This is a genomic window from Phaeospirillum tilakii (assembly GCF_042683125.1).
GTDB lineage: Bacteria > Pseudomonadota > Alphaproteobacteria > Rhodospirillales > Magnetospirillaceae > Phaeospirillum > Phaeospirillum tilakii.
Genome location: NZ_JBHUIY010000010.1, coordinates 40607 through 64238 on the forward strand (window position 1 = coordinate 40607; position 23632 = coordinate 64238).

Sequence of the window (23632 nt, forward strand, 5' to 3'; positions counted from 1 at the left end):
TGGCGGGTGTGGGCGGAGCCCACATCACCCCAAAGGCCTTGATGTTTTACTCGCCGAGACGCTCGCGCCAGAGGGCGGCCTCGGCGGCGAGGGCGTCGGCGCCGTAGGGGGTGGCGGGGACCGCGCCCCACACCGGGCGGGGCCAGGCCGGGTCGGTGGTGAAGCGGGCGATCAGGTGGACATGGAGCTGCGGCACCACGTTGCCGAGGGCGGCGACGTTGATCCGTTCGGGGCTGAGGGTGGCGCGCAGCACCGCGCCGGCGCGGGCGATTTCCTCGATCAGGGTGGCGCGGTCGGCGGGGTCGAGCTCGCCGATCTCGGCGATGGCGGGGCGGCGCGGCACCAGCACCAGCCAGGGGTAGGTGCGGTCGTCGAGCAGCAGCACCCGGCACAGCGGCCAGTCGGTGACCGGGGCGGTATCGGCCGTCAGCCGGGGATGAAGCGCGAACATTTCGGTCGGTCTCCTCATTGCGTCGGGTGACGCATTCGCGGTATCAGGGAAAGGGGGCAGGCAGGTCAGGTTCGGATGCGTCGTACTCGTTCCACTCCGCTCGGTCGAGGCTTTTCCATCGTTGCCACCGTGCTGCTGGCCGTGGTGCTGGCGCTGCTGCTGGCCGAGGGGCTGGCCGGGCTGGCGCTCAAGACCCTGCGCGACAAGCGTCCGGCGCTGATCCAGTCGTTCGACGACGACGCCCTGCGCCGGCTGTACGACACCGCCCAGCCCGAGCATTACCGCGCAGTGCTGGCCGAAAGCTGGCGCGAGGCCGCCACCGTCTACAGCCCGTTCACCGAATTCCGCATGGCGCCCTATCGCGGCCGCCACGTCACCGTCTCGGCCGAGGGGGTGCGCGGCAATGGCGGCGCGCCGCCGGCCTTCGACGATCCCGGCCCCAAGGTGTTCGTGTTCGGCGGCTCGACCGCCTTCGGCATCGGCGTCGGCGACGAGGAGACCATTCCGGCGGCGGTGGCCCGCACCCTGGCGGCGGCCGGGCGCGACGACGTCCGGGTCTACAATCTCGGCGTGGTGTCCTATTACTCGACCCAGGAGCGGATCGCGCTGGAGCGGCTGCTGACCGCCGGGATCAAGCCCGACGCGGCGGTGTTCATCGACGGCGCCACCGACTTCTATTACTGCGCCCTGCCCGACGTCAGCGCCTGGGACGACACCCTGGAACAGGCGGCGCGGTGGCGGGGGCGGCCGTCGCTGGTGGCCGAGCTGCTGCACCGCTCGAACCTCGCCCAGCTCGCCCGCCATCTCGGCGGCGACAAGGCGGTGATGCTGCGCGAAAGCGGCAGCTTCTGCGCCGACGAGGCGGCGGTGGCCCGGGTGGCGCAGCGGCTCGACACCAACCGCCGCATCATCGACGCCACCGCCCAGCGGCTGGGCTTTTCCGCCCTGTTCGTCCAGCAGCCGGTGCCGACCTACGCCTACGACAACCGCAAGCGGCCGCTGCCGGTGCGGGAGGAAATGCTCGGCTATCACATGAACAGCGCGCGCGGCTATCCGCTGATGGCGGCGCAGAAGGCCCAGGGCAAGTTGTGGGAGCACGGCCTGCTGTGGCTGGCCGAGCTGGAGCCGGCCGAGGGCAACGCCTATATCGACGTGTTCCATTATTCGCCCCGCTTCAATCAGGCGATCGGCGAGCGGATCGCCCAGGCCCTGCTGGCCGAGGGCCGGCTGCCGCCGCGTCCGGCGCCGTGAGCCTTGGGAAATCGTGACGCTCGGGCGGGGAGGCGCGCATCGGTGCCCTGCGAATCCATCGGTTGCGGTGGGGGCGGCCGGCGGTGAAAATTACTTGTCGACGGGAGCGCGCCTCCGCCCCGGGCACGACCCCAATTCCCTTCTCCGACGTCGTTTCAGCGGGATAAAGCCATGGCTTCGCCGAATGTCAGTCATAGCGTGAACGAGGGCTGCGCCGCGGCCGGCGCGTCGCGTTGGGACGAGGTCCGCGCCGAACTGGCGCTGGGCGACGGCGCCCTCAACATCGGCCATGCCTGCGCCGACCATCACGTCGCCGCCGGGCGCGGCGGCCGGGTGGCGGTGCGCGCCCTTGGCGCCCATGGCGAGCCGCGCCTTCTCACCTATGCCCAACTGGCCGAGGCGTCGGGGCGGTTCGCCGCCGCGCTGACCGCGCGCGGCATCGGCCCCGGCGACACCGTCGCCCTGTTGCTGCGCCGCACCCCGGAACTGTTCGTCGCCGCCCTCGGCGCGCTGAAGGCCGGGGCGGTGGTCTGCCCGCTGTTCCCCACCTTCGGCCCCGGTCCGATCCGCTCCCGCCTCGATCTGGCCCAGGCCCGGCTGCTGGTGGCGGCCGAGGATCTCTATGCCCGCAAGGTCGCCGCCCAGCGCGGCGCGCTGCCCCGGCTCGAACAGGCCGTGCTGGTGGGCGAGGACGGCGCCGCCGCCCGGCCGGCGCCGGGCTGCCTCGATTACGCCGCGCTGCTGACCGGCGCCGCCCCGGCCCCGGCGGTGGCGACCCGGCCGCTCGATCCGGCCCTGCTGCATTTCACCAGCGGCACCACCGGCACCCCCAAGGGGGTGGTCCATCCCCATCGCGCCGTGCTGGCCCATCTGCTGACCGGGCGCGAGATGTTCGGGCTTGGCCCCGACGACGTGTTCTGGTGCACCGCCGATCCCGGCTGGATCACCGGCACCGCCTACGGCATCATCGCGCCGCTGGCCTGCGGCGCCACCGTGCTGGCCGACGAGGCCGACATCAACCCGCGCCGCTGGTACGGCATCCTTGCCGACGAGCAGGTCACCGTCTGGTACACCACCCCCACCGCGATCCGGGCGATGATGCGGTTCGGCGCCGCGCTGGCCCGGTCCTATCGCGGCACCTCGCTGCGGGTGGCGGCCAGCGTCGGCGAGCCGCTCAATGCCGAGGCGGTGCTGTGGGGCCGCCGCGCCCTCGGCGTGCCGTTCCTCGACACCTGGTGGCAGACCGAGATCGGCTCGGTGGCGATCGCCAACCGGCCGGACGATTCGATCCGTCCCGGCAGCATGGGCCGGCCGCTGCCGGGGATCCAGGCCGCCGTGGTCCGCCGCGACGGCAATCATGTCGAGCCGATCGACACCCCCGACACCGTCGGCGAACTGGCGATCCGCCCCGGCTGGCCGTCGATGCTGTCGGGCTATCTGGGCGAGGGCGTGCTGCTCGGGGTCGGGCTGCATGACGGCTGGTACCTGACCGGCGATCTGGTCCGCCGCGACGCCGACGGCTGCTTCTGGTTCGTCGGCCGCGCCGACGACATGATCAAGTGCGGCGGGGTCCAGATCGGCCCGTTCGAGGTCGAGGGCCTGCTGATGAACCATCCCGCTTTGGCCGAGGTCGGCGTGGTCGGCAAGCCCGATCTGCTGCTGCGCGAGGTGCCGGTGGCGTTCGCCTCGCTCAATCCCGGCTTCCAGGCTGGCGACGCCCTGCGCGCCGAGGTGCTGAGTTATGCCCGCCAGGAACTGGGCTCGGCGCTGGCCCCGCGCGAGCTGCATTTTCTCGCCGAACTGCCCAAGACCGTCGCCGGCAAGATCCTGCGCCGGGTGCTGAAGGCCAAGGCGGTCGAGGAACCCGAGGAATCCGAACCGTTGCCGGCGGTTGGCGTGCTCGGTCCCGAGGCCTGACGGATGATGGCGGCCGGGCCGGCCCGCCCCCGGGGAGGGGACGTGGCGCGCCAGCCCCTTCCGGTGGCGCGGATCCTGTCGGCCTGGCGCGGTCTGCGCCCGTCCCGCCGCGAATGGCTGGTCGCCGCCTGGCTGGCCGCGATCGCCCTGGTCGGGCTGTGGTTCTGCCTGTCGGCCGGCGATGACCGCCGCAAGGCGCTGGCCGAGGCCGAGCGCCAGCTCGGGGTTCAGACCGAACTGGCGGCGGTGGACATCGACGGCAAGTTCGAATCGACCGATCTCGGCCTGCGCACCGCCATCGCCCTGATCGGCGCCAATCCGCAATGGCAGGGGCTCGCCCCCGATCCGCTGCTGTGGCGGATCCTGCACGACGTCGCGGCGACGATGACCTCGGTGCCACGGATGATCCTGGTCGATGCCGAGGGCCGGCTCAGGCTGCGCAGCGACCTGCCCCATGCTGAGCCGCTCGATCTGTCCGACCGCGATTATTTCCGCCAGCACCGCGACCACGGCACCGCCGCCCCGGTGCTGGGCGAGGTGGTGGTCGGCCGCATCAGCAAGGTCGCCGGCCTGCCGCTGACCCGCCGCCTGACCGGTCCCGACGGCGGTTTCCTCGGCGTGGTGAGCGCCCCGCTCGATTTCGATTCCGTCACCGCCTTGTTCCGTTCGCTCGAACGGGGCGGCCGGATCGCCTTCGCCCTGGTCCGCCCCGACGGGGTGGTGCTGGCCCGCCACCCCTGGGTCGCCGGGGCGATCGGCGCGACGGTCGATCTGCCCGGGCTGGTCGGCCCGCTCGCCGCCGATCGCGCGGCCGGCTGCGTCCGCGCCGACGACGGGGGCGGCGAGCGGCTGGCCTGTTTCCGCCGCCTGTCCCATTTCGGCCTCGCCGTGGTCGCCGCCACCCCGCTCGACAGCGCGTTGCGGGCGTGGCGGCGCCAGACGGTGCGGATGGGCTGGGTGATCGCCGGCGGCCTGTTCCTGGTGACGCTGGCCGGGCTGCTGCTGCTCGGCCACATCCGCGCCGAGGCCGAGGCCCGCCGCCGCCTCGCCGCCAGCGAGGCCAGCCTCAACCGCGCCCAGGCGCTGGCCCGGGTCGGCAGTTGGCAGCTTCATCTGCCGGCGACGGTGCTGACCTGTTCGGCCGAGGCCCGCCGCCTGTTCGCCCTGCCGGCCGAGGGTCCGGTCGCGTTCGAGACGGTGCTGGCCCGGGTCCATCCCGCCGACCGCCGCCGGTTGCTGGCGGCGCTGCGCCGCAGCGGCCGGGGCCATCCGCTCGATCTCGAACACCGGCTGCTGATCGACGGCGCGGTGCGCTGGATCCGCCTGCGCGCCGAGACCGCCGCCGAGGCCTCGGGCGAGATCGTCGGCACCGCCCAGGACGTCACCGAGCGCCGGCAGGCCGAGGAATCGCTGCGCCGTCAGGCCGAGGAACTGGCCCGCTCCAACACCGAACTCGAACAGTTCGCCTATGTCGCCAGCCACGATCTGCGCGAGCCGCTCCGGATGATCGCCAGCTTCATCGACCTGCTGGCGCGGCGTTATGGCGACCGGCTCGACCGCGACGGGCTGGAATTCATCGCCTTCGCCCGCGACGGCGCGGCGCGGATGGACCGGCTGGTGCTCGACCTGCTCGATTATTCCCGCATCGGCCGGATCTGCGCGCCGATGCAGCCGGTGCCGCTCGATCCGGTGCTGACCCGGGTCTGCCGCGCCCTGGCCCTCAAGATCGCCGAGGCCGGGGCCGAGGTGCTGCCGCCGGCCGCGCCGCTGCCGACCGTCACCGGCGATCCGGGCGAACTGGCCCGGCTGCTGCAAAATCTGATCGACAACGCGATCAAGTACCGCGATCCGGCCCGGCCGCTGCGGGTGACCCTGACCGCCGAGCGGCAGGGCGGGGTCTGGCTGCTGTCGGTGGCCGACACCGGCATCGGCATCGAACCGTCCTATTTCGAGCGGATCTTCGGCATCTTCCAGCGCCTGCACACCCGCGACGCCTATGAGGGCACCGGGATCGGGCTGGCGATCTGCAAGAAGATCGTCGAACGCCATGGCGGGCGGATCTGGGTCGAATCCGAACCGGGCCGGGGCAGCGTGTTCCGCTTCACCCTGCCGGCGGCCGAGGCGGGCTGATGGCGCTGCGGCGTGGCCGGGCCGCCGTGCTGGTGGCCGGCGGCGGCATCGCCGCCCTGTGCGCGGCGATCGCCGCCCGCCGCGCCGGTGCCGCCGTCACCCTGCTCGACGCCGCCCCGCCCGACCTGCGCGGCGGCAACACCCGCCATTCCCGCAATCTGCGCCTGTGCCACGACGCGCCGTCGCCGCTGTTCCCCGATCGCTATCCCGCCGCCGATTTCGCCGCCGATCTCGCCACCGCCGCCGGGGCGGGGGGCGATCCGGCGCTGGCGGCGCTGCTGGTCGAACGCTCGGCCGAGCTGCCGGTCTGGCTGGCGGGGCAGGGGGTGGTGTTCCAGACCCGGGCCCAGGGCGGCCTGCCCTGGTCGCGCAAGACCGCCTTCTTCCTCGGCGGCGGCCGGGCGATGATCAACAGCCTCTATCGCACCGCCCTCGGCCTCGGGGTGCGGATCCATCATCAATGCGCCGTCACCGCGCTCGATCCCGGCGGCGGGGTCTGGCTCGCCGGCCCGGGCGGCCCGGCCCGGCTGTCGGCCGGGGCGGTGGTGGTGGCCAGCGGCGGCTATCAGGCCAACCCGTCCCGGCTGGCCGAGGGCTGGGGCGATCTCGCCGGCCGGCTGGTGGTGCGCGGCACCCCCTATGCCGACGGCGCCCCGCTCGCCGCCTTGTTCGGCCTCGGCGCCGCCGCCAGCGGCCAGCCCGGCGCCGGCCATCTGGTCGCGGTCGATGGCCGCCTCGCCGCGCCCGATGGCGGCATCGTCACCCGGGTCGATGGGCTCGCCCTCGGGCTGGTGGTCGATGCCGCCGGCCGCCGCCCGGTCGAGGAAACCAGCATCACCGGCCCGACCCGCTACGCCCGCTGGGGGCAGGTGGTCGCCGCCTGTCCCGGCGCCACCGCCTGGGCGGTGTGGGACGCCGCCGCGCGCGGGCGCCTGCCGCCCGCGGTGCTGTCGCCCGAAACCGCCCCCAGCCTCGACGCGCTCGGTCACGCCCTGGCGATTCCGGCAGGTACCCTGGGCCGGGCGATGGGGGAATGCGGGCGGGTCGCCACCCCGCCGTTCTTTTATGTGCCGATCCGGCCGGGGATCACCTTCACCAGCCATGGGGTGCGGGTCGATCGGCAGGCCCGGGTGGTCGATGCCGCCGGGCGGCCGCTCGACGCCCTGTTCGCCGCCGGGATGGTGATGGCGCCCTCGCTGCTCGGCACCGGTTACCTCGCCGGGGCGGCGCTGACCATCGCCGCCGTGTTCGGCCGCATCGCCGGGGAACAGGCGGCGCGGCAGGGCTAGCGGGGCTGCCGCCCCGCACCCCGCCCGGAGGCGGAGCCTCCGGACCTCCCCTCTTCTCAATGGATCGGTGGGGGTTGCAATACCTAATGGTTACGGCCATGTCTTTCGGCGTATAAGGGATGTGCGCAGGCTTGCGCCGCTCGGGTGGCCGGGAGAAAGCCGCAATGACCGGATTCATGACCATTCGCGGGCGTCTGCTCGCCCTCGCCATCGCCATGATCGCCTTGCTCGGCGTGGTCGTCGCCGGCTGGTGGGGGGTGTTCAACCACCTCAAGGTCAACGGGCCGGTCTATCAGCGTCTGGCCCAGACCGCCGCGCTGGTCGCCGACATCCTGCCGCCCCCGGCCTATATCGTCGAAGCCTATCTCGAAACCGCGCTGGCGCTCGACGGGCCGGACTCGGCGGTCGCCGCGCACCGGAACCGGCTGCGTGCGCTGGAGGCGGAGTATCAGGCCCGCCATCGCTTCTGGGCCACCCAGGGACTGGCCCCCGAGCTGGCCGGGTTGATCCTCGATCGGTCGTTCGCGCCGGCCACCGCTTTCTTCCGCGAGGCGGAAGAGGGGTTGTTTCCCGCCCTTGAGCGGGGCGACCGCGTCGCCGCCGCCGCCAGCTTCGCCCGGCTGACCGGGTTCTACCAGGCCCATCGCGCCGAGATCGACCGGCTGGTCGCCGCCGCCCAGGTCGAGGCCCAGCGGGTCGAGGCCGAGGCCGCCGCCGAGGATGGCGACGCCAAGCTGCTGGTCGGGCTGCTGAGCGGGCTGGGCGGGTTGACCGCGCTGGCGGCGATGCTGTGGGTGGCCCGGGGGGTGGTGCAGCCGCTGCACCGCCTGCGCGCCGAGGTCGGCCGGCTGGGCCAGGGCGACACCGGGACCCCGGTGCCCGATACCGACCGCGCCGACGAGATCGGTCCGCTGGCCCGCGCGCTGGAGGATTGGCGCCGCGGCCTGATTGCCGCCGCCGAGCGCCGCCGCCAGGATGAGGCGGAGGTCGCCCGGCGCGAACGCCGCGCCCAGACATTGCAAGAGGCCTCGCGCCGCTTCGAGGGCGGCGCGGTCGAGGTGATGGAAGGGCTCGGCGCGGCGATTCTCCATCTCCAGGACGCCGCCGGCACCCTGTCGGCCACCGCCGACCAGACCGAGCGCCAGTCGCGCGCGGTTGGCGCCGCCAGCGAACGCGCCGCCGCCTCGGTCGAGGCGGTTGGCGCCACCGGCGAGGCGCTGGAAGGCGCGGCGGCGGAAATCTCCCGTCAGGTCGGCCAATCCGCCGCGATCGCCGCCAGCGCGGCGGGCGAGGCCGACGCCGCCAGCCGCCATCTCGACGGGCTGACCGGGGCGGTCGAGCGGATCGGCGCGGTGCTGACCCTGATCGATTCGATCGCGGCGCAAACCAACCTGCTGGCGTTGAACGCCACCATCGAGGCCGCCCGGGCCGGCGAGGCCGGCAAGGGCTTCGCGGTGGTGGCGGGCGAGGTCAAGGCGCTGGCCAACCAGACCGCGCGGGCGACCGAGGACATTGTCGGCCAGATCGAGTCGGTGCGCGAGGAAACCCGCCAGACGGTGGCCTCGATCGGCGGGATCGGCGCCACCATCGCCCGGATGTCCGATTTGTCCACGGCGATTTCCGGCGCGGTCGAACGCCAGAGCGCCGGCACCGCGACGATTGCCCGCGAGGTGGCCGAGGCCGCCGCCGGCACGCGCGGGGTTGCCGCCAACATCGCCGACGTCACCCGCGCCGCCGGTGCCACCGGCGCGGTGGCGCAGGGGGTGCTGGCCGCCGCCGCCGATCTCGACCGCCACAGCCGCCGGCTGGCCGAGGAAATTTCCCGCTTCGTCGCCGAAATCGAGGCGGCCTGATCGAAAAAAGCTCAATTCGCGTCAGGTCTTAAAGCAGGCCCCCCGCGCCCAAGCTGAAAGGCGTGTCGCTGCCCCCCCATCAAAGGGATCCAAGGGCCTTGCGGCCCTTGGCGGGTGTGGGCGGAGCCCACATCACCGCACCGCTCAGCTGCGGACCCTGATCGGCTCGATGAAGGTGAACATCCGGCGCAGATTGCGCAGGCGTTCGATCTGGGCCTCGGTCAGGCGGGTGGGGGCGGCGAGGATCAGATGGCCGTTGCTCTGGCGGATGTCGGTCAGGATGGTGTGGCCGACCCGCAGCGCCGACAGCGGGATTTCCGACACCACCGGCGCGGCGTCGGTCATGGTCTTTTCCAGCGCGGTGCGGACGCCGCCCAGCAGGCGGGGATCGAACCGGCCGCGCTGGCGGTCGAGCGCGGCGAAGGCGGCGGTGGTCAGCGGTCCGCCCTCGGTCGCCAGCGCCAGTTCCTTGAGGATGTGCAGCAGGCGGGCATCGAACGGCACCGCGTCGCCGCCGGGGCGGTCGGGCGGAAAGCCGCCGCCGTCGTAATCCTTGTCCTGGAGGTAGAGGATCTCCGCCACCTTCTCCAGCCGGGGAATGTTGGCGAGCAGGGTGCGGGCGGTTTCGGGGGCGCGTTCGAGGATCTGGCGCTCGATTTCGGTGAGGGTCTCGCCGCTGCGCTGGCGGGCGCCGACCTCGGGCGGCACCGCCACCTGGCCCAGATTGATCAGGGTGGCGGCGACGTCGAGCTGCCAGCGGCTGGGCATCCGCATCTCGACCGCGATGGTGCGGACCCATTCGCGCAGCCGCTGGGCGAGGTGATGCCCGACCGGGTCGTTGAGCGCCACCACGTCCACCAGCAGCTTGAGGCTGCCGGTCAGGGTCTTTTCCAGCAGGTCGCGCTCGGCATTGACCAACCGGTACTGCTCGACCCCGGCGGCGATGCCCTCGCGCAGGATCTCGGCCGGGCAGGGCTTGGTGTAGAAGCGCAGGATCGCGCCCCGGTTGATGGCGTCGATCGCGGTCTGCTGGTCGGCATTGCCGGTCAGCATCATCCGCACCGTGTCGGGGGCGAGGGTGCGGATCGCGCTCAGGGTCTCGATCCCGTCGAGCCCGGGCATCCGCATGTCCGACACCACCACGGCGAAGGGCGGGCCGGCGCGCACCGCCTCGATCCCGGCCTCGCCGCCGGCGGCGGTGGTCAGGTCGAAATCCTCGTCGAGCTGGCGGCGCAGCGCCGACAGCAGGTGGGGGTCGTCGTCGATCAGCAACACGCGGTCGGTCATGGGGTGGTCTCCTCGGCCGGTTGCGTCGCCAGCGCGCGCCACAACGGGATCTGCTTTTCCAGCCCGGCCTCGGCCAGATAGCTCTGGTCGAGCGGGCCGGGGGTGGCGGGGCCGAGCGGCGAGGCCGGCCCGAGCGCGGTGGCGGCGTGCAGCGCGGCCAAGGCGAGATTGTCGCGCCCGGGGCAGGCCGACGGCCGGTCGCGATAGGCCACCGCCTCGACGATCAGGTCGGAAAAGCCCCACAGCCCGAGCAGATAGGCCCCGATCAGCGCCTGATCGGCGCCGAACGCCGCCGTTTCCGCCTCGGGCCGCGACTGGTCGGGGCCGAGCCCGGCCAGCAGCGCCGGATAGGCCTCGGGGTAGGCGTCGAGCAGCACCAGCCCGCCGATGTCGGCCAGCATCGCCGCGATCCGCGCCGCCTTGGCGGTGGCGCCATCGGCCCCGGCGGTGGCGGCGATCCCCTCGGCCAGCGCCGACAGGGTCAGCGCCCGCCGGGTCAGTCCCTCCAGCAGCGGCGCCAGCTCGGCCCGGCCGGTGAACTGGCGGAACACCCCGGCCTGGAGCACCAGCGCCTGCACCACTTCGAGCCCGAGCAGCCGCACCGCCTGCAACGGCGTGGTGGCGGTGCTGGCGGCGGAGAAATAGGCCGAGTTGGTCACCTTCAGCAATTGGGCGGTCATCGCCAGATCCTGGCCGATGATCGCGGCCACGTCCTTGGCCGAGGAGTCCGGCGCGGTCAGCGCCTGTTGCAGCTCGACGAACACCCGGGGCAGGCTGGGCAGGTTGGTCAGCCCGGCCAGGGTGGCGCGCAGGCCGGGATCGGCCAGCCGGGCGCGCAGCCCGATCTGGCGGGTCAGCGCCCGGTGCAGCGCCGCCGCGTCGCACGGCTTGGCGAGATAGATGTGGGCCGGCCCGACCGTGCGCAGCACCGCCTCGGCATCGGCATAGCCGGACAGGATCACCCGGATGGTGGCGGGGTGCAGTTCGCGCACCCGGCCGAGCAGGGTGGCGCCGTCCATCCCCGGCATCCGCATGTCGCTGACCACCACGTCGAACGGCTGGCGGCGGATTTCCTCCAGCGCCGCGTCGCCCGAGCCGAAGAAATCCATCTCCCACTCGTCTTCCATCGCCGCCATCGCCCGGCGCAGCCCGCGCAGGACGTGGGGATCGTCATCGACGAAGGCGATGCGGATCGGCGTGGTCATTATTCCGCCGCCTCCTCCAGCGCCGGCCCGCCGTCGAGCGGCAGGCGGACGATGAATTCGGCCCCCTCGCCCGGGGTGCCGCCGGCCTCGATGGTGCCGCCATGCTTGACCGTCACCACGTCGCGGCAGATCGCCAGCCCCTGGCCGGTGCCCTTGCCGACCGGCTTGGTGGTGAAGAACGGGTCGAACAGCCGTTCGCGGATCGCGGGGGGAATGCCGGTGCCGCTGTCGGCGACGCGGATCTCGACCCAGCCGGCCTCGTGCCGGGTCGAAAGGCGGATCCGCCCCGGCAGCGGCTTGCCGGCCCCCTCGATCGCCTGGGCGGCATTGACGATCAGGTTGAGGAACACCTGGTTCATCTCGCCAGCATAGCACACCACCGGCGGTAGATCAGGGTCGAAGTCACGCTCGATTTCGGCCACGTGCTTCCAGGTGTTGCGGCTGACGGTCAGGGTGCTTTCGAGGGCGCGGTTGAGGTCGGTCGCGGTCTTGGCGGTGGTGCCGGGGTGGGAGAATTCCTTCATCGACAGCACGATGCGGGCGATCTGGCCGACCCCGTCGAGCGATTCCGCCACCGCGTCGGGCAGTTCGCCCAGCAGGCGGGTGACGCGGACCTTGCCGGCGGTCTGCTCGAACCCGGCCGCCGCCTCGGCCAGTTCGGCCGGGGGGGCGGGCAGGGCGGCGGCGCTGGCGGCCAGGGTCCGCCCGGCCTCGATCACCCGGCCGAGCTTGCCCAGCGCCTCGGACAGATAGCGCAGATTGTCGCCGATATACTGGATCGGGGTGTTGATCTCGTGGGCGATGCCGGCGGCGAGCTGGCCGATGCTGGCCAGCCGGGCCGATTGCATCGTCTCGTGCTGGGCCAGCTTCAGCACCGCGATGTCGCGGAACGACACGATCACCGCCCGGCCCAGCGTTTCGTCGCTGAGCGGGGCCGAGGCATAGGCCACCGCCAGGGTGCGGCCGTTGGCGAGCAGGAAGCTCGCGTCGTTGTCGCAGGCCGGCGGGCCGCCCTCCAGCACCCGGGCGAAGGGCGAGGCGGCGAAGCCGACCTCGCCGTCGCGGGTGCGCAGATGCATCAGGTCGTCAAGGGCATAGCCCTCGATCTCGCCCCAATTGGCGCAGTCGAGCAGGGCGCGGGCCGACGGGTTGGCGAAGGCCAGCCGGCCGGCGCGATCGACCACCACCACCCCCTCGACCAGACTGTCGGTGATCCCCTTCAGCCGCTCGCGCGAGGCGCGCAGCGCCGCCTCGGTGCGGGTGCGGACCTCGGCGGCGCGGACCAGCTCGGCGGTGCGCTCGGCCACCTGCCGCTCCAGCTCCTTCTGCTGGTTGGCCAGGGTCCATTCATATTGCAGCCGGAGGGTGGCGTCGCGGAACAGCAGCACCGCCCCGGCGGCGCAGCCATGTTCGACGATCGGCCCGACGTAATAATCGATCGGCAGGTCCTGGCCGTCGCCGCGCAGCACGGTCTGGCCCTGGCCGCTCTGCTCGCTGCCGTCGCGGCAGGCGGCGAGGATCGCCGGGCCGGCAATGCCGATACTGCCGGCGAGGCCGATGCTGCCACCGAGGCCGGCGGGGCCGATGGTATCGGCGGTGCCGCCGGGGCTGCCCTGGCCGATCAGGTCGCCGAGCGGGCGGCCCTCCATCTCGTCGGCATCGTAGCCGAGCAGGCGGGCGGCGGCGGGATTGGCGAACATCACCCGCCCGGCCGAATCGAGGCCGAGGATCCCCTCGCCGGCGGCGTCGAGGATCAGGCCGTAGCGGCGGCGCAGCTGGTCGAGTTCGGCCTCGCGTCGCTTCAGTTCGGTGATGTTGATCCGCACCGAGATCACGCCGCCTTCGCGGGTGGCGAATTCGCGGCTCTGGAACCACTGGCCGTCGCTGGTCTGGACGATCACCGCCTCGCCGTTGGCCTCGCGGTGGCGGCGGATGCGGTCCTCCAGCCAGACCTCGAACCGCTGCGGCCCGATGTCGAACAGGCGCTGGTCATAGGCATAGGTGATCACGTCGCGGAAGGTGATGCCGCCGGCGGCCAGGGACGCATCGATCTTCAGCAGGTCGCGATAGGCGGCGTTGCTGATCACCAGCACGTCGTCGCGGTCATAGACGGCGATGGCGTCGGCGAGGTTTTCCAGCGCATCGACCAGTTGCTGCTGGGCGCGCTGGGCGCGCGCCTCGGCCTGGGCCTCGCGGGTGATGTCGGCACCGACGCCGCGATAGCCGTGGAAGGCGCCGTCCTGGCCGAACACCGGGGTGCCGCTGATCCGCACCGTGCGGAAATCCTTGCCGCCGGGCGGGCCGATATTGAGGGTCAGGTCGCGGAAGGCGGCGCGGGCGGCGATGTCGCGGCGGTGGGTTTCGGCCAGGACGGGATCCTCCTCGCCCAGGCCGAGATCGAACCAGCTGAGCCCGACCACCGCCGCCGGCTTGACCCCCAGCACCGAGGCGATCAGTTCCGAGGCGTAGGTCAGGCGGTATTCGGCGTCGGTTTCCCAGAACCAGTCCGAAGCCGAGGCGGCGAGATCGCGGAAGCGGCGTTCGCTGTCGCGCAGTTCGGCCTCGACCTCCTCGCGCCGCTGGATCGCCACCGTCAGCTCCTCGACCCGCCCGCGCACGGCATGGGCCATCGCGTTGAAGGCGGTGCCGAGCTGGCCGATCTCGTCCTCGCCCTCGGCCAGGGCGATCGAGGTGTAATCGCCGCGCGCCACCGCTCCGCTGATGCGGGTGAACTGGTCGAAATGGCGGGTCAGCCAGATCCCGATCGCGGTCAGTAGCGCCACCGACAGCAGCAGGGCCCCGCCCGAGATCGCCAGCCCCTGGATCAATTGGGTATGCAGCGCCGCCACCTGCGGGGCGAGGTCGAGCCCGAACTGCAACCGTCCCAGATCCTGGCCGAGCAGCCCGATCGGGGCGGCGACGTCGAAGCGGTGGACGTTGGGCTCCTTCTCGACGAAGGACAGCACCCGGTCGGGGGCGGGCAGGGCGCGGTCGGGCGGCCAGCCGCTGATCGCGACGATGCGGCCGCGATTGTCGCTGACGGCGAGATAGGCCAGGGCGTCGGCGACCAGACTCTCGTCGAGGATCGCCTGGACGGTGGCGTGGTCGCGCTGGGCCAGCGGGGTGATCAGCGCCGCCTGGAGCACCGGCACCAACTGGCGGGCCTGGCTTTCCGCCTGGGTCTGGAGACTGTCGCTCAGCACCCTCAGCCCGCTGCCGACCAGCAGGGCCAGCATCGCCACCTCGACCAGCACCGCCGCCAGCAACAGCCGGGCCCGCACCGTCCGCAGCAGCGACGGGGCGGTCATGGCGTCCTCTGGCTTTCGAGGATGGCCCGCACCTCGCGGGCGAAGGGTTCGAGCGCGCTCAGCTCCTCCGGCCGCACGGCGCGGTAGCCGCCCAGCGCGGTGGTCTCGAAATAACGCTGCCCGGCCGGGCTGGCGGCGAAGGTGTCGAGGGCGGCGTCGATCGCCGGACGTTGCCCCGCCAGCCGCCGGTTGAGCAGATAGACCCGCCCCAGCATCGGCTCGGACCGGACCAGGAAGCGCAGCCGCGCCTGCACGTCGGGATTGAGGGAAAGGAAATTGGCGGTGGAAAGCAGCCCGGCGGCGGCGTCGCCGGCCAGCACCAGCTGGGCGACGCTGTCGGCGGCGCTGACATAGCGGACGTCGGCGGCGACGTGGTGGGCGTTCAGCCAGTGCAGGCCCCATTGCGTCACCAGCGAGGTCGGGCTGAGCCCGATCACCCGGCTGCCGTCGAGCGCCTCGGGACCGCTGGCGGCGGAGTCGCGCGGCACCACCACCACGGCACGGAATTCGGCGGCATAGGTGCGAATCGGCAGATAGCCGGCATCGACCCGCAGCAACTGGGCCTGATGGCCGGTGGTGATGGCGAGGTCGTATTCCTGGGCCAGGGCGCGGCGGACGAAGGTGGTGAAATCGGGCGCGGTGATCACCTCGACCGGGCGGCCCAGCGCCTGTTCGAGATGCTCGCGCAGCGGCTGGTACAGTTCGAGCACGAAGCGGGCGCTGGTGTGCGGCACCACCCCGATCCGCAGCGGCTGATCCTCGGCGCGCGCCGGCCCCGCCGTCAGGACCGCGAGCGCCAGCCCGAGCAGCCCCGTGATCGCCTCGCGTCGTCTCATCGCCCGCCTCCGTTCACCGATCTTCACTAAAGATATAGCGCAATTCATCGAGACTTCTATCCATAACGTATGGGACGGCATTGGCGAAGGTGTCGAGAATGATCAGGCCGTTGACCAGGGCATCGCGCGACAGGCCGGCGCGCAGGCGCCGGGCCATCCCGGCATTGACCTGGACCACCCCGGCGACGCGGTCGCGCAGGCCGTCGAGGGTGGCCGGCTCGCCTTGCATCAGCCGGCCGAGCAGATGGGTGGCGAACAGCCGGACCAGGGTTTCCTCCTCGCTGGCGAAGGGGAGATGGAGGCGGGCCATCGGCCGGAAGAAGGCCAGCAGCGGACAGCCGCAGGTGGCCCCGACCAGCCCGATCAGCGAGGCGGTGCCTTCCTGGAGGGCGCCCTTGGCAATCATGGTGCGGCGGGGGGTGACCACCTCGACCACGGTGATCTCGTAGGAATAGAACTGGGTGAAATGCGGCACCAGCGGCGCCAGCGCCCGGGCGAACGGACAAAGCGGGCTGGCGGCCGGATCGAGCGGGCAGCCGGCGCAGCGGCTGAATTCCAGCGCGGTCCAGGGCGGCGGGGAAAAGTCCGGCGGGTCGAGCAGATCGAATTCCGGCGAGAACCGTAACCGCACCGTCTCGCCGCCGCCGCTGGCGAAGTGGAAATGATAGGCGATCTCGCTCGGTTCGGTCGTCATCTTACCCGCTCTGGCCGGAGGAGGGCACGACAGAAGTATTGCATATCCGTGCCGGGTTAGACTACCTGGACGTTGGCGCGAACCATGCGGGCCGGCCGGCGGAGGCCGAACAAGCTTTTGAACGGAAATGGGATTTTGGGGCGGCGACGCCTGAGCCCGCCCGGCCCATGACCTGCCCCGTTGGGTCGGTGGATGAAGCCCGCCCTGCGCGCCGCCCGTGGTGACGGCGTCTAACTTCGGTCTTGTCAGGGCAGGTATAAGGGCATAATCTGACGCGCGTAAATAGCGGCAAGATACGTTACCGTTAATGGCCGTGCCCGATGCCGCTTTCGGATGTCGTGCTTAAGCAACGCAACCAAATCAGTAAAATTTTTAGTTTGAGTTGTTTTAATTTTATTGGATGAGACTTGTTCCATCTAATATGGATCGCCTTACGTAACTTACTACTTTTGGTATATTTATCGCCGGATCGGTTCGCGTTAAATCGGCAGCCGCTGGATTTTCAATATGGGTCCGAAAGACGGACGGCTCTTGTCGGGGGCCTGGGGGGCCTTTCCTTGCCCTTCGCGCGGCACGCCCCCGCGCCCAACCATCAATGGGTTCCAAGGGCCTTGCGGCCCTTGGCGGGGGTGGGCGGAGCCCACATCACCCGACAACCGAGATGAGACGGCTTGACGGAGAATGATTTCGGATGGGGGGGATGGCATCTTCCGGACGGGTCCATCGACTGGGTTCAGCGATTTTCCGTCGCCTGAAGCAACGGCTGCCCCTGCCGGTGGCGGCGGTGGTGATGGTCGATCTGTTTCTACTGGGTGTCCTTACTTTCTCGCTGGTGACGGGGTATCAGCGTGATTATGACAAGACCGTCGCCGCCCTGGACAATCTGTCGCGTTCGATGGATGACACTCTGACCCGACGGGCCGACAAGATCGATCTGACCCTGCGGACCGCCGTTGACGAAGCCGAGCGCGAACTGGCGTCCGGTGGACTCGACCGGGCGACCCTTGACGCCTTCGGCGCCCGTCTTGACGAGCGGGTCCCCGAGGCGCTCGGGCTGGCGGTGTGGGACGCGCGGGGACAGCTCGTTCATGCCTCCCCCAAAGCGCGCGTCAACACCTTCAACGTCTCGAATCGCGAATTCTTCACCCGCCAGCGCGACGAACCGACGCTCGGGCTGTTCATTTCCGCGCCGTTCCAGGGGCGGATGTGGCCCAACCCGATCATCGTCCTGTCGCGTCGCTATCAGGCCCCTGACGGATCTTTCGCCGGGATCGTCAGCCACGCGGTGTCCGTCGATTCCCTGTCCTCGATCCTGTTCTCCGCCGAAGCCCTGGGGCCCGGGACTTCGGTGACGTTATGGGACCGCAAACTGGGGATGGTCAGCCAGTACACCCAGAGCCGGTTTCGTCTTGAAACGGGGACCAGGGCGTCGCCCCAACTGGCGGCGCTGATCGAACGCGATGCCGCGCCAACGGTTTACCATCATGTCCGGGCGGATTTCGGTCATGCGGAGCGGATCGCTTTTTTCCGCAAGGTCGGCAGTTGGCCCTTGTACCTGTCGCTGGGGGTGTTTCGAGACGACGCGCTGGCCAAATGGCGCCGGGAGGCGTTGACCCTGGGCGGCCTCGGCGTCCTGTTTCTGGCCGCGTCGATCTGGGGCCTCGTCCTCTACATGCGGTATCTCAACGCGCTGCGGGCGAGCGAACAGCGTTACAAGGGCCTGTTCGACCACATGCAGGTCGGGCTGTCGTTGCGGGAGGCCGTGTTCGACGAAGGGGGACGGCCGGTCGATTTCCGCTTCCTGGCCGCGAACGACGCCTATCTCCGCCTCTGCAAATTGTCTCAGGAGCAGGTCGTCGGCCGAACCTTGCGGGAGGTCTTCCCGTATCCGGAAGGCCGCCTGCCCGACTGGACCGCGGCATACGACCACGTCGTCATCAGCGGCGAGCCGGCCCATTTCGAGGCCTATGCCGAGCTGTCCGGACAGTGGCTGGATATCGTTGCCTACCGGACCGAACCGGGCCGGATCGCGGTCCTCTCGATCGACATCAGCGATCACAAGGCCGCCGAGGACCGGGCCCGGCGCCTCTCCCGGCTCTACGCCGCGCTCAGTCAATGCAATCAGGCCATCGTCCACAGCGCCAATCAGGAAGACCTGTTTCCGCAGGTGTGTCACGCCGCCGTTGAATTCGGCGGGATGACCGCCGCCTGGATCGGCTGGATCGACCAGGAAGCCCAATGCGTCAAGCCGGCGGCCACCTACGGGATCGGTCCGGCGGATCTGGAACAATTGCAGGTGTCGATCGCCGAATCCGGTCATTTCGGCCAAGGCCCGACCGGTTGCGCCATTCGGTTGGACCGGCCGGTCTGGTCCGACGACATCGTTCGCGACGGCGGCTTCGATCCCCGGTGGTGGGAGTGGCCAACCGGGATGGGGGTCGCGTCGGCGGCCGCTCTTCCCCTGCACCGGAGAGGGAACGTCGTCGGCAACCTGACCCTTTATTGCGATACCCCCAACGCCTTCGATAACGAAGCCAGGAAACTGATGGCGGAAATGGCGTCCGACATCAGTTTCGCCCTGGACAACTTTGCCCGGGAAGCCGAACGCCGACAAAGCGAGGCCCGGATCAACGATTTGGCTTTCTTCGATCAACTGACCGGGCTGGCCAATCGGGCCTTGCTGATCGACCATCTCAAACAGGCGATCGCGGGGTGCCTGCGCAGCGAAACGTTCAATGCCCTGTTCTTCATCGACCTCGACAACTTCAAGACCATCAACGACACCCTCGGCCATGACCGGGGCGATCTGCTGTTGCAGCAGGTCGCCCAGCGTCTGTCCTCGGTCGTCCGGGCGGTCGATACGCTCGCCCGCTTCGGCGGGGATGAATTCGTGCTGCTGGTGCAGGGGCTGTCCCGCGACGAAACCGAGGCGGCCGCCGATGCCGAGACGGTCTGCGGGAAGATTCTGGCCGCGCTCGACCGGCCTCTCCAACTCGACGATGCCTTCTACCGCTGCACCGCGAGCATCGGGGTGACCCTGTTCGGAAATCGGGTTCACTCCGTCGATGACCTGCTGAAGCAAGCCGACATGGCCATGTACAAGGCCAAGGGAGCCGGCCGGAACAACGCCCGCTTCTTCGATCCCGTCATGCAGTCGATCATCCTGAACCGCCTTGCCCTGGAACGGGATCTGGCCGAGGCGATCCGGCTCGAACAATTCACGCTGCATTACCAGCCGCAGATTTTTGGGACCGATCGGGTGGTTGGCGCCGAGGCGCTGATCCGCTGGCCGCATCCCACCCGGGGGATGGTTTCGCCCGCCGACTTCATCCCGCTGGCGGAGGAAAATGGTCAGATCCTGGCGATCGGCGAATGGGTGCTGAAGACGGCGTGCGCGCAACTGATCGCCTGGGCCGGCCGGCCCGAATTTGCCGATCTGTCGATCGCGGTCAATGTCAGCGCCCGCCAGTTCCGCGAACCAAACTTTGTCGAAACCGTCGTAAAAACCGTAAATGAAACGGGCGTCAATCCGAGAATGTTGAAGCTGGAGCTGACGGAAAGCCTGATGGTTGTCAGTGTTCAGGAGGTGATCGAAAAAATGACCCTCCTCAGGGAACGGGGGCTTCGCTTTTCCCTGGATGATTTCGGCACGGGATATTCCTCGATGGCCTATTTGAAGCGTCTGCCCCTGGAGCAGTTGAAGATCGATCAATCCTTCATCCGCGATCTGCTGACCGACCCGAACGACGCGGCCATCGCCCGAGCCATCGTGGATTTGGCGCACAGCCTGGGGCTGGAGGTCATCGCCGAGGGGGTCGAAACCCAGGAACAGCAGGATTTCCTGATCGGGCTCGGCTGCTACATGTTCCAGGGCTATCTGTTCAGCCGCCCGCTGACGGCGGACGCGTTCGAAGCCTTCGTCCTTGGCCGCTTTTTCGCCGGCGTTTCCCCCGGCGGCGAGGACAGCCCCCGGTTCCTGTCGGGCGAAACGACGGACGAGAGGAGAAGTCCCCTGATCGCAGCCATGCGGGATTCTGGGGGGTGAACCCCGGCGGTGTCCTAGCCGAGGTCGAGCACCGCCCCGGGATTCATCCGCCCGTCGGGATCGAGCGCCAGCTTGATCCGCCGCATCAGGTCGAGGTCGAGCGCCGGCTTGACCCGGGCCAGTTCGGCCACTTTCAGCCGGCCGATGCCGTGTTCGGCCGAGATCGAGCCGTCCATCTCCCCCACCACGTCATGGACCACCCGGTTGATCCGTTCCCACTCGGCGAGGAAGGCCTGTTTGTCGGCGCCCTCGGGCTGGGACAGGTTGAAATGGATGTTGCCGTCGCCGATATGGCCGAACGCCACCACCCGCACCCCGGGCAAGGCGGCGGTGACGGCTTCGGTGGCGCGTTCGATCAACTCCGGCACCCGCGAGGTGGCGACCGCGATGTCGTGCTTGATGCTGCCGCCCTCGTGCTTCTGCGCCTCGGGGATGGTTTCGCGCAGGCGCCACAGCGCGGCGCGCTGGGCCTCGCTTTCCGCCAGCACCGCGTCCAGGGCGGTGCCGTCCTCCAGCGCCGCCGCCAGCACCTCCTCCAGCGCCTCGCGCAACCCGCCCGGCCGGGACGAGGACAATTCGAGCAGCACCAGCCAGGGGGTGCGGGTTTCGACCGGCTCGCGCTGGCCGGGGATGTGGCGCAGGGTGAAATCGAGGGCGCGGCGGGAGATCAACTCGCAGGCGGTGACGGCGTCGCCGCTGGCCCGGCGGGCGCGGCCGAGCAGGGTCAGCGCCGCCTGGGGATCGGGGATCGCCACCAGCGCGGTCTGACGCTCGCGCGGCTGGGGGTAGAGCTTCAGCACCGCGGCGGTGATGATCCCGAGCGTTCCTTCCGAGCCGATGAACAACTGGGTCAGGGCGTAACCGGTATTGTCCTTGCGCAGCGCCTTCAGCCCGTTCCACACCCGGCCGTCGGCCAGCACCACTTCGAGCCCCAGCACCAGATCGCGGGTCGAGCCGTAGCGCAGCACGTTGGTGCCGCCGGCATTGGTGGCGATGTTGCCGCCGATCCGGCACGAGCCCTCGGCCGCCAGCGACAGCGGGAACAGGCAGCCCTCGGCCGCCGCCGCCGCCTGGAGGGTCGCCAGCACGCAGCCGGCCTCGACGGTGAGGGTGAAATCGACCGGGTCGAGGGCGCGGATCCGGTCCATCCGCTCGGTGCCGATCACCAGCGCCGGTTCCGGCGTCAGCGGCACCCCGCCGCCGCACAGCCCGGTGCGCCCGCCCTGCGGCACCACCGCGATCCCGGCCGCGCTGGCCGCCGTGACCAGCGCCGCCACCTCGGCGGTCGAGCCCGGCCGGGCCACCGCCAGCGCCCGCCCATGGAACAGCCCGCGCTCCTCGACCAGATAGGGAGCGAGATCCTCATCCCCGGTCAGCAGATGGCGCGCCCCGACGATGGCGGCGAAGGTTTCGAGCACGGACATCGGCATTCTCCCCCAGGGGGGACGCGGGCTCCGCCCGCACCCGCCAGGGGCCGGGGCCCCTGGACCCCGTTGGGGAGGTCCAGGAACCTCAGGTTCCTGGCGGGTGTGGGCGGAGCCCACATCCAGGCTAGCCTCGTGGCGCGGCGGCGCGGCGGAGGCGGTCGTTGATGGCGAGCCCGAGCCCGCTTTCCGGGATCGGCCTGACCGCGATGGCGGTGAACTCGGCCCGGTCGAGCGCGCGCAGCATGGCGAACAGATGGGCGGCGGCCTCGGTGGTGTCGCCGGCGGGCGACAGATTGAGGGTGGCCGGCCCCGGCCCGAACCCCAGCAGCGCCTCGCCCGGCCGGGCCTCTTCCGCGTCGAGCCGCACCGGCAGTCCGGGGGCGTAATGGCTGGCGAGCATGCCGGGGGCGCGCGGCGCGGTGCCGGGCAGCAGCTCCGGCCGCCCGGGTTTGCAGCCCAGCACGGCTTCGAGCGTCTCGACCGCCAGCCCGCCCGGCCGCAGCAGCAGCGGCACCGGTCCGCTGAGATCGAGCACGGTGGATTCGACCCCGACCCGGCACGGCCCGCCATCAAGGATCAGGGCGGCGTCGGGCCCGAGCGACTGGGCGACATGGGCGGCCTCGGTCGGGCTGACCGCGCCCGAGCGGTTGGCCGAGGGGGCGGCGAGCGGCTTGCCGTAGGCGGCGAGCAGGGCCTGGGCGACCGGATGGTCGGGCATCCGCACCGCGACGCTGTCGAGCCCGGCGCTGACCAGCAGCGACAGCGGCGAATCCGGCCGGCGCGGCAGCACCAGGGTCAGCGGTCCCGGCCAGAACCGCTCGGCCAGGGCGCAAGCGCGCTCGTCGAATTCGACCAGCGCGGCGGCGGCGGCGAGGCTGGCGACATGGGCGATCAGCGGGTTGAAGCGGGGACGGCCCTTGGCGGCGAAGATCGCGGCGACGGCGCCGTCGCTGGTGGCGTCGCCGCCCAGGCCGTAGACGGTCTCGGTGGGGAAGGCGACCAGGCCGCCGGCGGCGAGCCGGCGCACCGCCTGGTCGAGCAAGGCGGGGGGAAGGATCATGACGCCCAGGGTATAGCGCGTTCCGGCGGGGAGTCCTACCCCTTCGCGCCGCCGGGAGGGGGGGCCGCGCCTTGGGCGGCGGCGGCGATCAGGCCGTGATAACGCTCGATCAGGCCGGCCCAGTCCTCGAACACCGCGAACAGGCCGGTTGACATCTCCTGGCCGAGGGTCAGGGCGTCGGGCGGGTCGAGTTCGAGCCGGGCCTCGGCCTCGCCGGGATGGAACGCCACCGCCATCCCGGCGCGGCGGGCCAGCGCCACCATCGCGCGGTTGTCGGACAGGCAGAGGGTCATCAACTGGCCGGCGCCGCGATTGCGGGCGAACACCGCCGCCTGCCGCAGCAGGTCGGCGCCGAGCCCGCCGGCGCGCTGGTCCTCGTCGACGCTGAGGCCGACCTCGGCGATGAAACTGGTGGGATCGAGGGCGAGATGGGCGGCGGCGATCACCTCGTCGCCCCGGCAGGCGGCGAGGATCAGGTCGTCCTCGCTCAGCCCGGCGACATGGGCGTCGATCCAGCCATCCTCGATTCCGGCCCGGCCGAAACGGCGGCGGCGGTCCTCCTCGGACAGGCGCTTGAGGTGGCGGGCGTAGCGCGGACGGTCGGGCCGGGGCAGCCGGCGGATCAGCATCGGGGGCCTCGCGGCGGAAAGGGGGGCACCCCACAGATGGGGATCGCCGCGCCTGCGGCAAGGGGGCGCGGGCGGCTCGGGTTTCGTGTGGGCTCCGCCCACCCCCGCCAAGGGCCGCAAGGCCCTTGGAACCCATTGATGGTTGGGCGCGACGTTGTGAGGTCGGGGAACTGAGTGGACCGCCACCCCATTACCCGCCGAAAGGAGGCCATTTCGCTAAGGATGGCCCCGCCAGACCACTATCATTAGT

General features: G+C 71.0%; 15 protein-coding genes. 6 read left to right on the plus strand and 9 right to left on the minus strand.

The window, feature by feature from the left end:
* Positions 1–46 precede the first annotated feature (46 nt).
* Positions 47–451: an HIT domain-containing protein gene (locus ACFSNB_RS06875; protein ID WP_377315300.1), complete on the minus strand. Its 405-nt coding sequence runs from the start codon at positions 449–451 to the stop codon at positions 47–49.
* A gap of 75 nt (positions 452–526) precedes the next feature.
* On the opposite strand from ACFSNB_RS06875, the gene ACFSNB_RS06880 reads away from it, so the two are divergent.
* The 5 genes from ACFSNB_RS06880 to ACFSNB_RS06900 all read left to right on the plus strand — a co-directional run bounded on the left by ACFSNB_RS06880 (position 527) and on the right by ACFSNB_RS06900 (position 8891).
* Complete coding sequence (locus tag ACFSNB_RS06880; protein ID WP_377315301.1) at positions 527–1702, plus strand: SGNH/GDSL hydrolase family protein; 1176 nt, start codon at positions 527–529, stop codon at positions 1700–1702.
* Positions 1703–1873: 171 nt separating this feature from the next.
* Positions 1874–3619, plus strand: coding sequence for an AMP-binding protein (locus tag ACFSNB_RS06885; protein WP_377315302.1), 1746 nt, complete (start codon positions 1874–1876; stop codon positions 3617–3619).
* A gap of 42 nt (positions 3620–3661) precedes the next feature.
* On the plus strand, positions 3662–5749 hold the full coding sequence (locus tag ACFSNB_RS06890) for an ATP-binding protein (protein WP_377315303.1): 2088 nt from the start codon (positions 3662–3664) through the stop codon (positions 5747–5749).
* Positions 5749–7038, plus strand: coding sequence for an FAD-dependent tricarballylate dehydrogenase TcuA (gene tcuA, locus ACFSNB_RS06895; RefSeq protein ID WP_377315304.1), 1290 nt, complete (start codon positions 5749–5751; stop codon positions 7036–7038). Before ACFSNB_RS06890 ends, tcuA begins: the two co-directional genes overlap by 1 nt.
* A gap of 176 nt (positions 7039–7214) precedes the next feature.
* The gene (locus ACFSNB_RS06900) at positions 7215–8891 is read left to right on the plus strand and encodes a methyl-accepting chemotaxis protein (RefSeq protein WP_377315305.1); all 1677 of its coding nucleotides are present in this window, start codon (positions 7215–7217) and stop codon (positions 8889–8891) included.
* Between the two features lie 144 nt (positions 8892–9035).
* On the opposite strand, the gene ACFSNB_RS06905 is transcribed toward ACFSNB_RS06900, so the two are convergent.
* Genes ACFSNB_RS06905 through ACFSNB_RS06925 form a run of 5 tightly spaced genes read right to left on the minus strand, consistent with a single transcriptional unit; the run spans position 9036 to position 16221 of the window.
* Complete coding sequence (locus ACFSNB_RS06905) at positions 9036–10178, minus strand: HD domain-containing phosphohydrolase (protein WP_377315306.1); 1143 nt, start codon at positions 10176–10178, stop codon at positions 9036–9038.
* Positions 10175–11383 carry a response regulator gene (locus ACFSNB_RS06910; RefSeq protein WP_377315307.1) on the minus strand — a complete coding sequence of 403 codons (1209 nt, stop codon included), beginning with the start codon at positions 11381–11383 and terminating at the stop codon, positions 10175–10177. The genes ACFSNB_RS06905 and ACFSNB_RS06910 overlap by 4 nt, the downstream gene beginning before the upstream one ends.
* Positions 11383–14691 carry a PAS domain S-box protein gene (locus tag ACFSNB_RS06915; protein ID WP_377315308.1) on the minus strand — a complete coding sequence of 1103 codons (3309 nt, stop codon included), beginning with the start codon at positions 14689–14691 and terminating at the stop codon, positions 11383–11385. Before ACFSNB_RS06915 ends, ACFSNB_RS06910 begins: the two co-directional genes overlap by 1 nt.
* Positions 14688–15527: a phosphate/phosphite/phosphonate ABC transporter substrate-binding protein gene (locus ACFSNB_RS06920; protein WP_377315309.1), complete on the minus strand. Its 840-nt coding sequence runs from the start codon at positions 15525–15527 to the stop codon at positions 14688–14690. Before ACFSNB_RS06920 ends, ACFSNB_RS06915 begins: the two co-directional genes overlap by 4 nt.
* Positions 15528–15540: 13 nt before the next feature.
* Complete coding sequence (locus tag ACFSNB_RS06925) at positions 15541–16221, minus strand: DUF6901 family protein (protein WP_377315310.1); 681 nt, start codon at positions 16219–16221, stop codon at positions 15541–15543.
* A 691-nt stretch (positions 16222–16912) separates the two neighbouring features.
* On the opposite strand from ACFSNB_RS06925, the gene ACFSNB_RS06930 reads away from it, so the two are divergent.
* Positions 16913–20266: a bifunctional diguanylate cyclase/phosphodiesterase gene (locus ACFSNB_RS06930; protein WP_377315311.1), complete on the plus strand. Its 3354-nt coding sequence runs from the start codon at positions 16913–16915 to the stop codon at positions 20264–20266.
* 14 nt (positions 20267–20280) lie between these two features.
* On the opposite strand, the gene ACFSNB_RS06935 is transcribed toward ACFSNB_RS06930, so the two are convergent.
* From ACFSNB_RS06935 to ACFSNB_RS06945, 3 genes are all read right to left on the minus strand, one after another.
* Positions 20281–21690, minus strand: a complete 1410-nt coding sequence (locus ACFSNB_RS06935) for an FAD-binding oxidoreductase (protein WP_377315312.1) — start codon at positions 21688–21690, stop codon at positions 20281–20283.
* Positions 21691–21817: 127 nt separating this feature from the next.
* Positions 21818–22753 (minus strand): L-threonylcarbamoyladenylate synthase, encoded by a 936-nt coding sequence (locus ACFSNB_RS06940; protein WP_377315313.1) that lies wholly within the window; start codon positions 22751–22753, stop codon positions 21818–21820.
* Between the two features lie 35 nt (positions 22754–22788).
* Positions 22789–23382 (minus strand): GNAT family N-acetyltransferase, encoded by a 594-nt coding sequence (locus ACFSNB_RS06945; RefSeq protein ID WP_377315315.1) that lies wholly within the window; start codon positions 23380–23382, stop codon positions 22789–22791.
* Between the last annotated feature and the right edge of the window lie 250 nt (positions 23383–23632).

What these genes read in the sequence shown, in the direction of transcription:
- ACFSNB_RS06915 (WP_377315308.1), bottom strand. Translation starts at nt 14,691, where the DNA reads ATGACCGCCCCGTCGCTGCTGCGGACGGTGCGGGCCCGGCTGTTGCTG.
- ACFSNB_RS06875 (WP_377315300.1), bottom strand. Translation starts at nt 451, where the DNA reads ATGTTCGCGCTTCATCCCCGGCTGACGGCCGATACCGCCCCGGTCACC.
- ACFSNB_RS06925 (WP_377315310.1), bottom strand. Translation starts at nt 16,221, where the DNA reads ATGACGACCGAACCGAGCGAGATCGCCTATCATTTCCACTTCGCCAGC.
- ACFSNB_RS06910 (WP_377315307.1), bottom strand. Translation starts at nt 11,383, where the DNA reads ATGACCACGCCGATCCGCATCGCCTTCGTCGATGACGATCCCCACGTC.
- ACFSNB_RS06940 (WP_377315313.1), bottom strand. Translation starts at nt 22,753, where the DNA reads ATGATCCTTCCCCCCGCCTTGCTCGACCAGGCGGTGCGCCGGCTCGCC.
- ACFSNB_RS06920 (WP_377315309.1), bottom strand. Translation starts at nt 15,527, where the DNA reads ATGAGACGACGCGAGGCGATCACGGGGCTGCTCGGGCTGGCGCTCGCG.
- ACFSNB_RS06930 (WP_377315311.1), top strand. Translation starts at nt 16,913, where the DNA reads ATGGGGGGGATGGCATCTTCCGGACGGGTCCATCGACTGGGTTCAGCG.
- ACFSNB_RS06945 (WP_377315315.1), bottom strand. Translation starts at nt 23,382, where the DNA reads ATGCTGATCCGCCGGCTGCCCCGGCCCGACCGTCCGCGCTACGCCCGC.
- ACFSNB_RS06885 (WP_377315302.1), top strand. Translation starts at nt 1,874, where the DNA reads ATGGCTTCGCCGAATGTCAGTCATAGCGTGAACGAGGGCTGCGCCGCG.
- tcuA (WP_377315304.1), top strand. Translation starts at nt 5,749, where the DNA reads ATGGCGCTGCGGCGTGGCCGGGCCGCCGTGCTGGTGGCCGGCGGCGGC.
- ACFSNB_RS06900 (WP_377315305.1), top strand. Translation starts at nt 7,215, where the DNA reads ATGACCATTCGCGGGCGTCTGCTCGCCCTCGCCATCGCCATGATCGCC.
- ACFSNB_RS06880 (WP_377315301.1), top strand. Translation starts at nt 527, where the DNA reads ATGCGTCGTACTCGTTCCACTCCGCTCGGTCGAGGCTTTTCCATCGTT.
- ACFSNB_RS06905 (WP_377315306.1), bottom strand. Translation starts at nt 10,178, where the DNA reads ATGACCGACCGCGTGTTGCTGATCGACGACGACCCCCACCTGCTGTCG.
- ACFSNB_RS06935 (WP_377315312.1), bottom strand. Translation starts at nt 21,690, where the DNA reads ATGTCCGTGCTCGAAACCTTCGCCGCCATCGTCGGGGCGCGCCATCTG.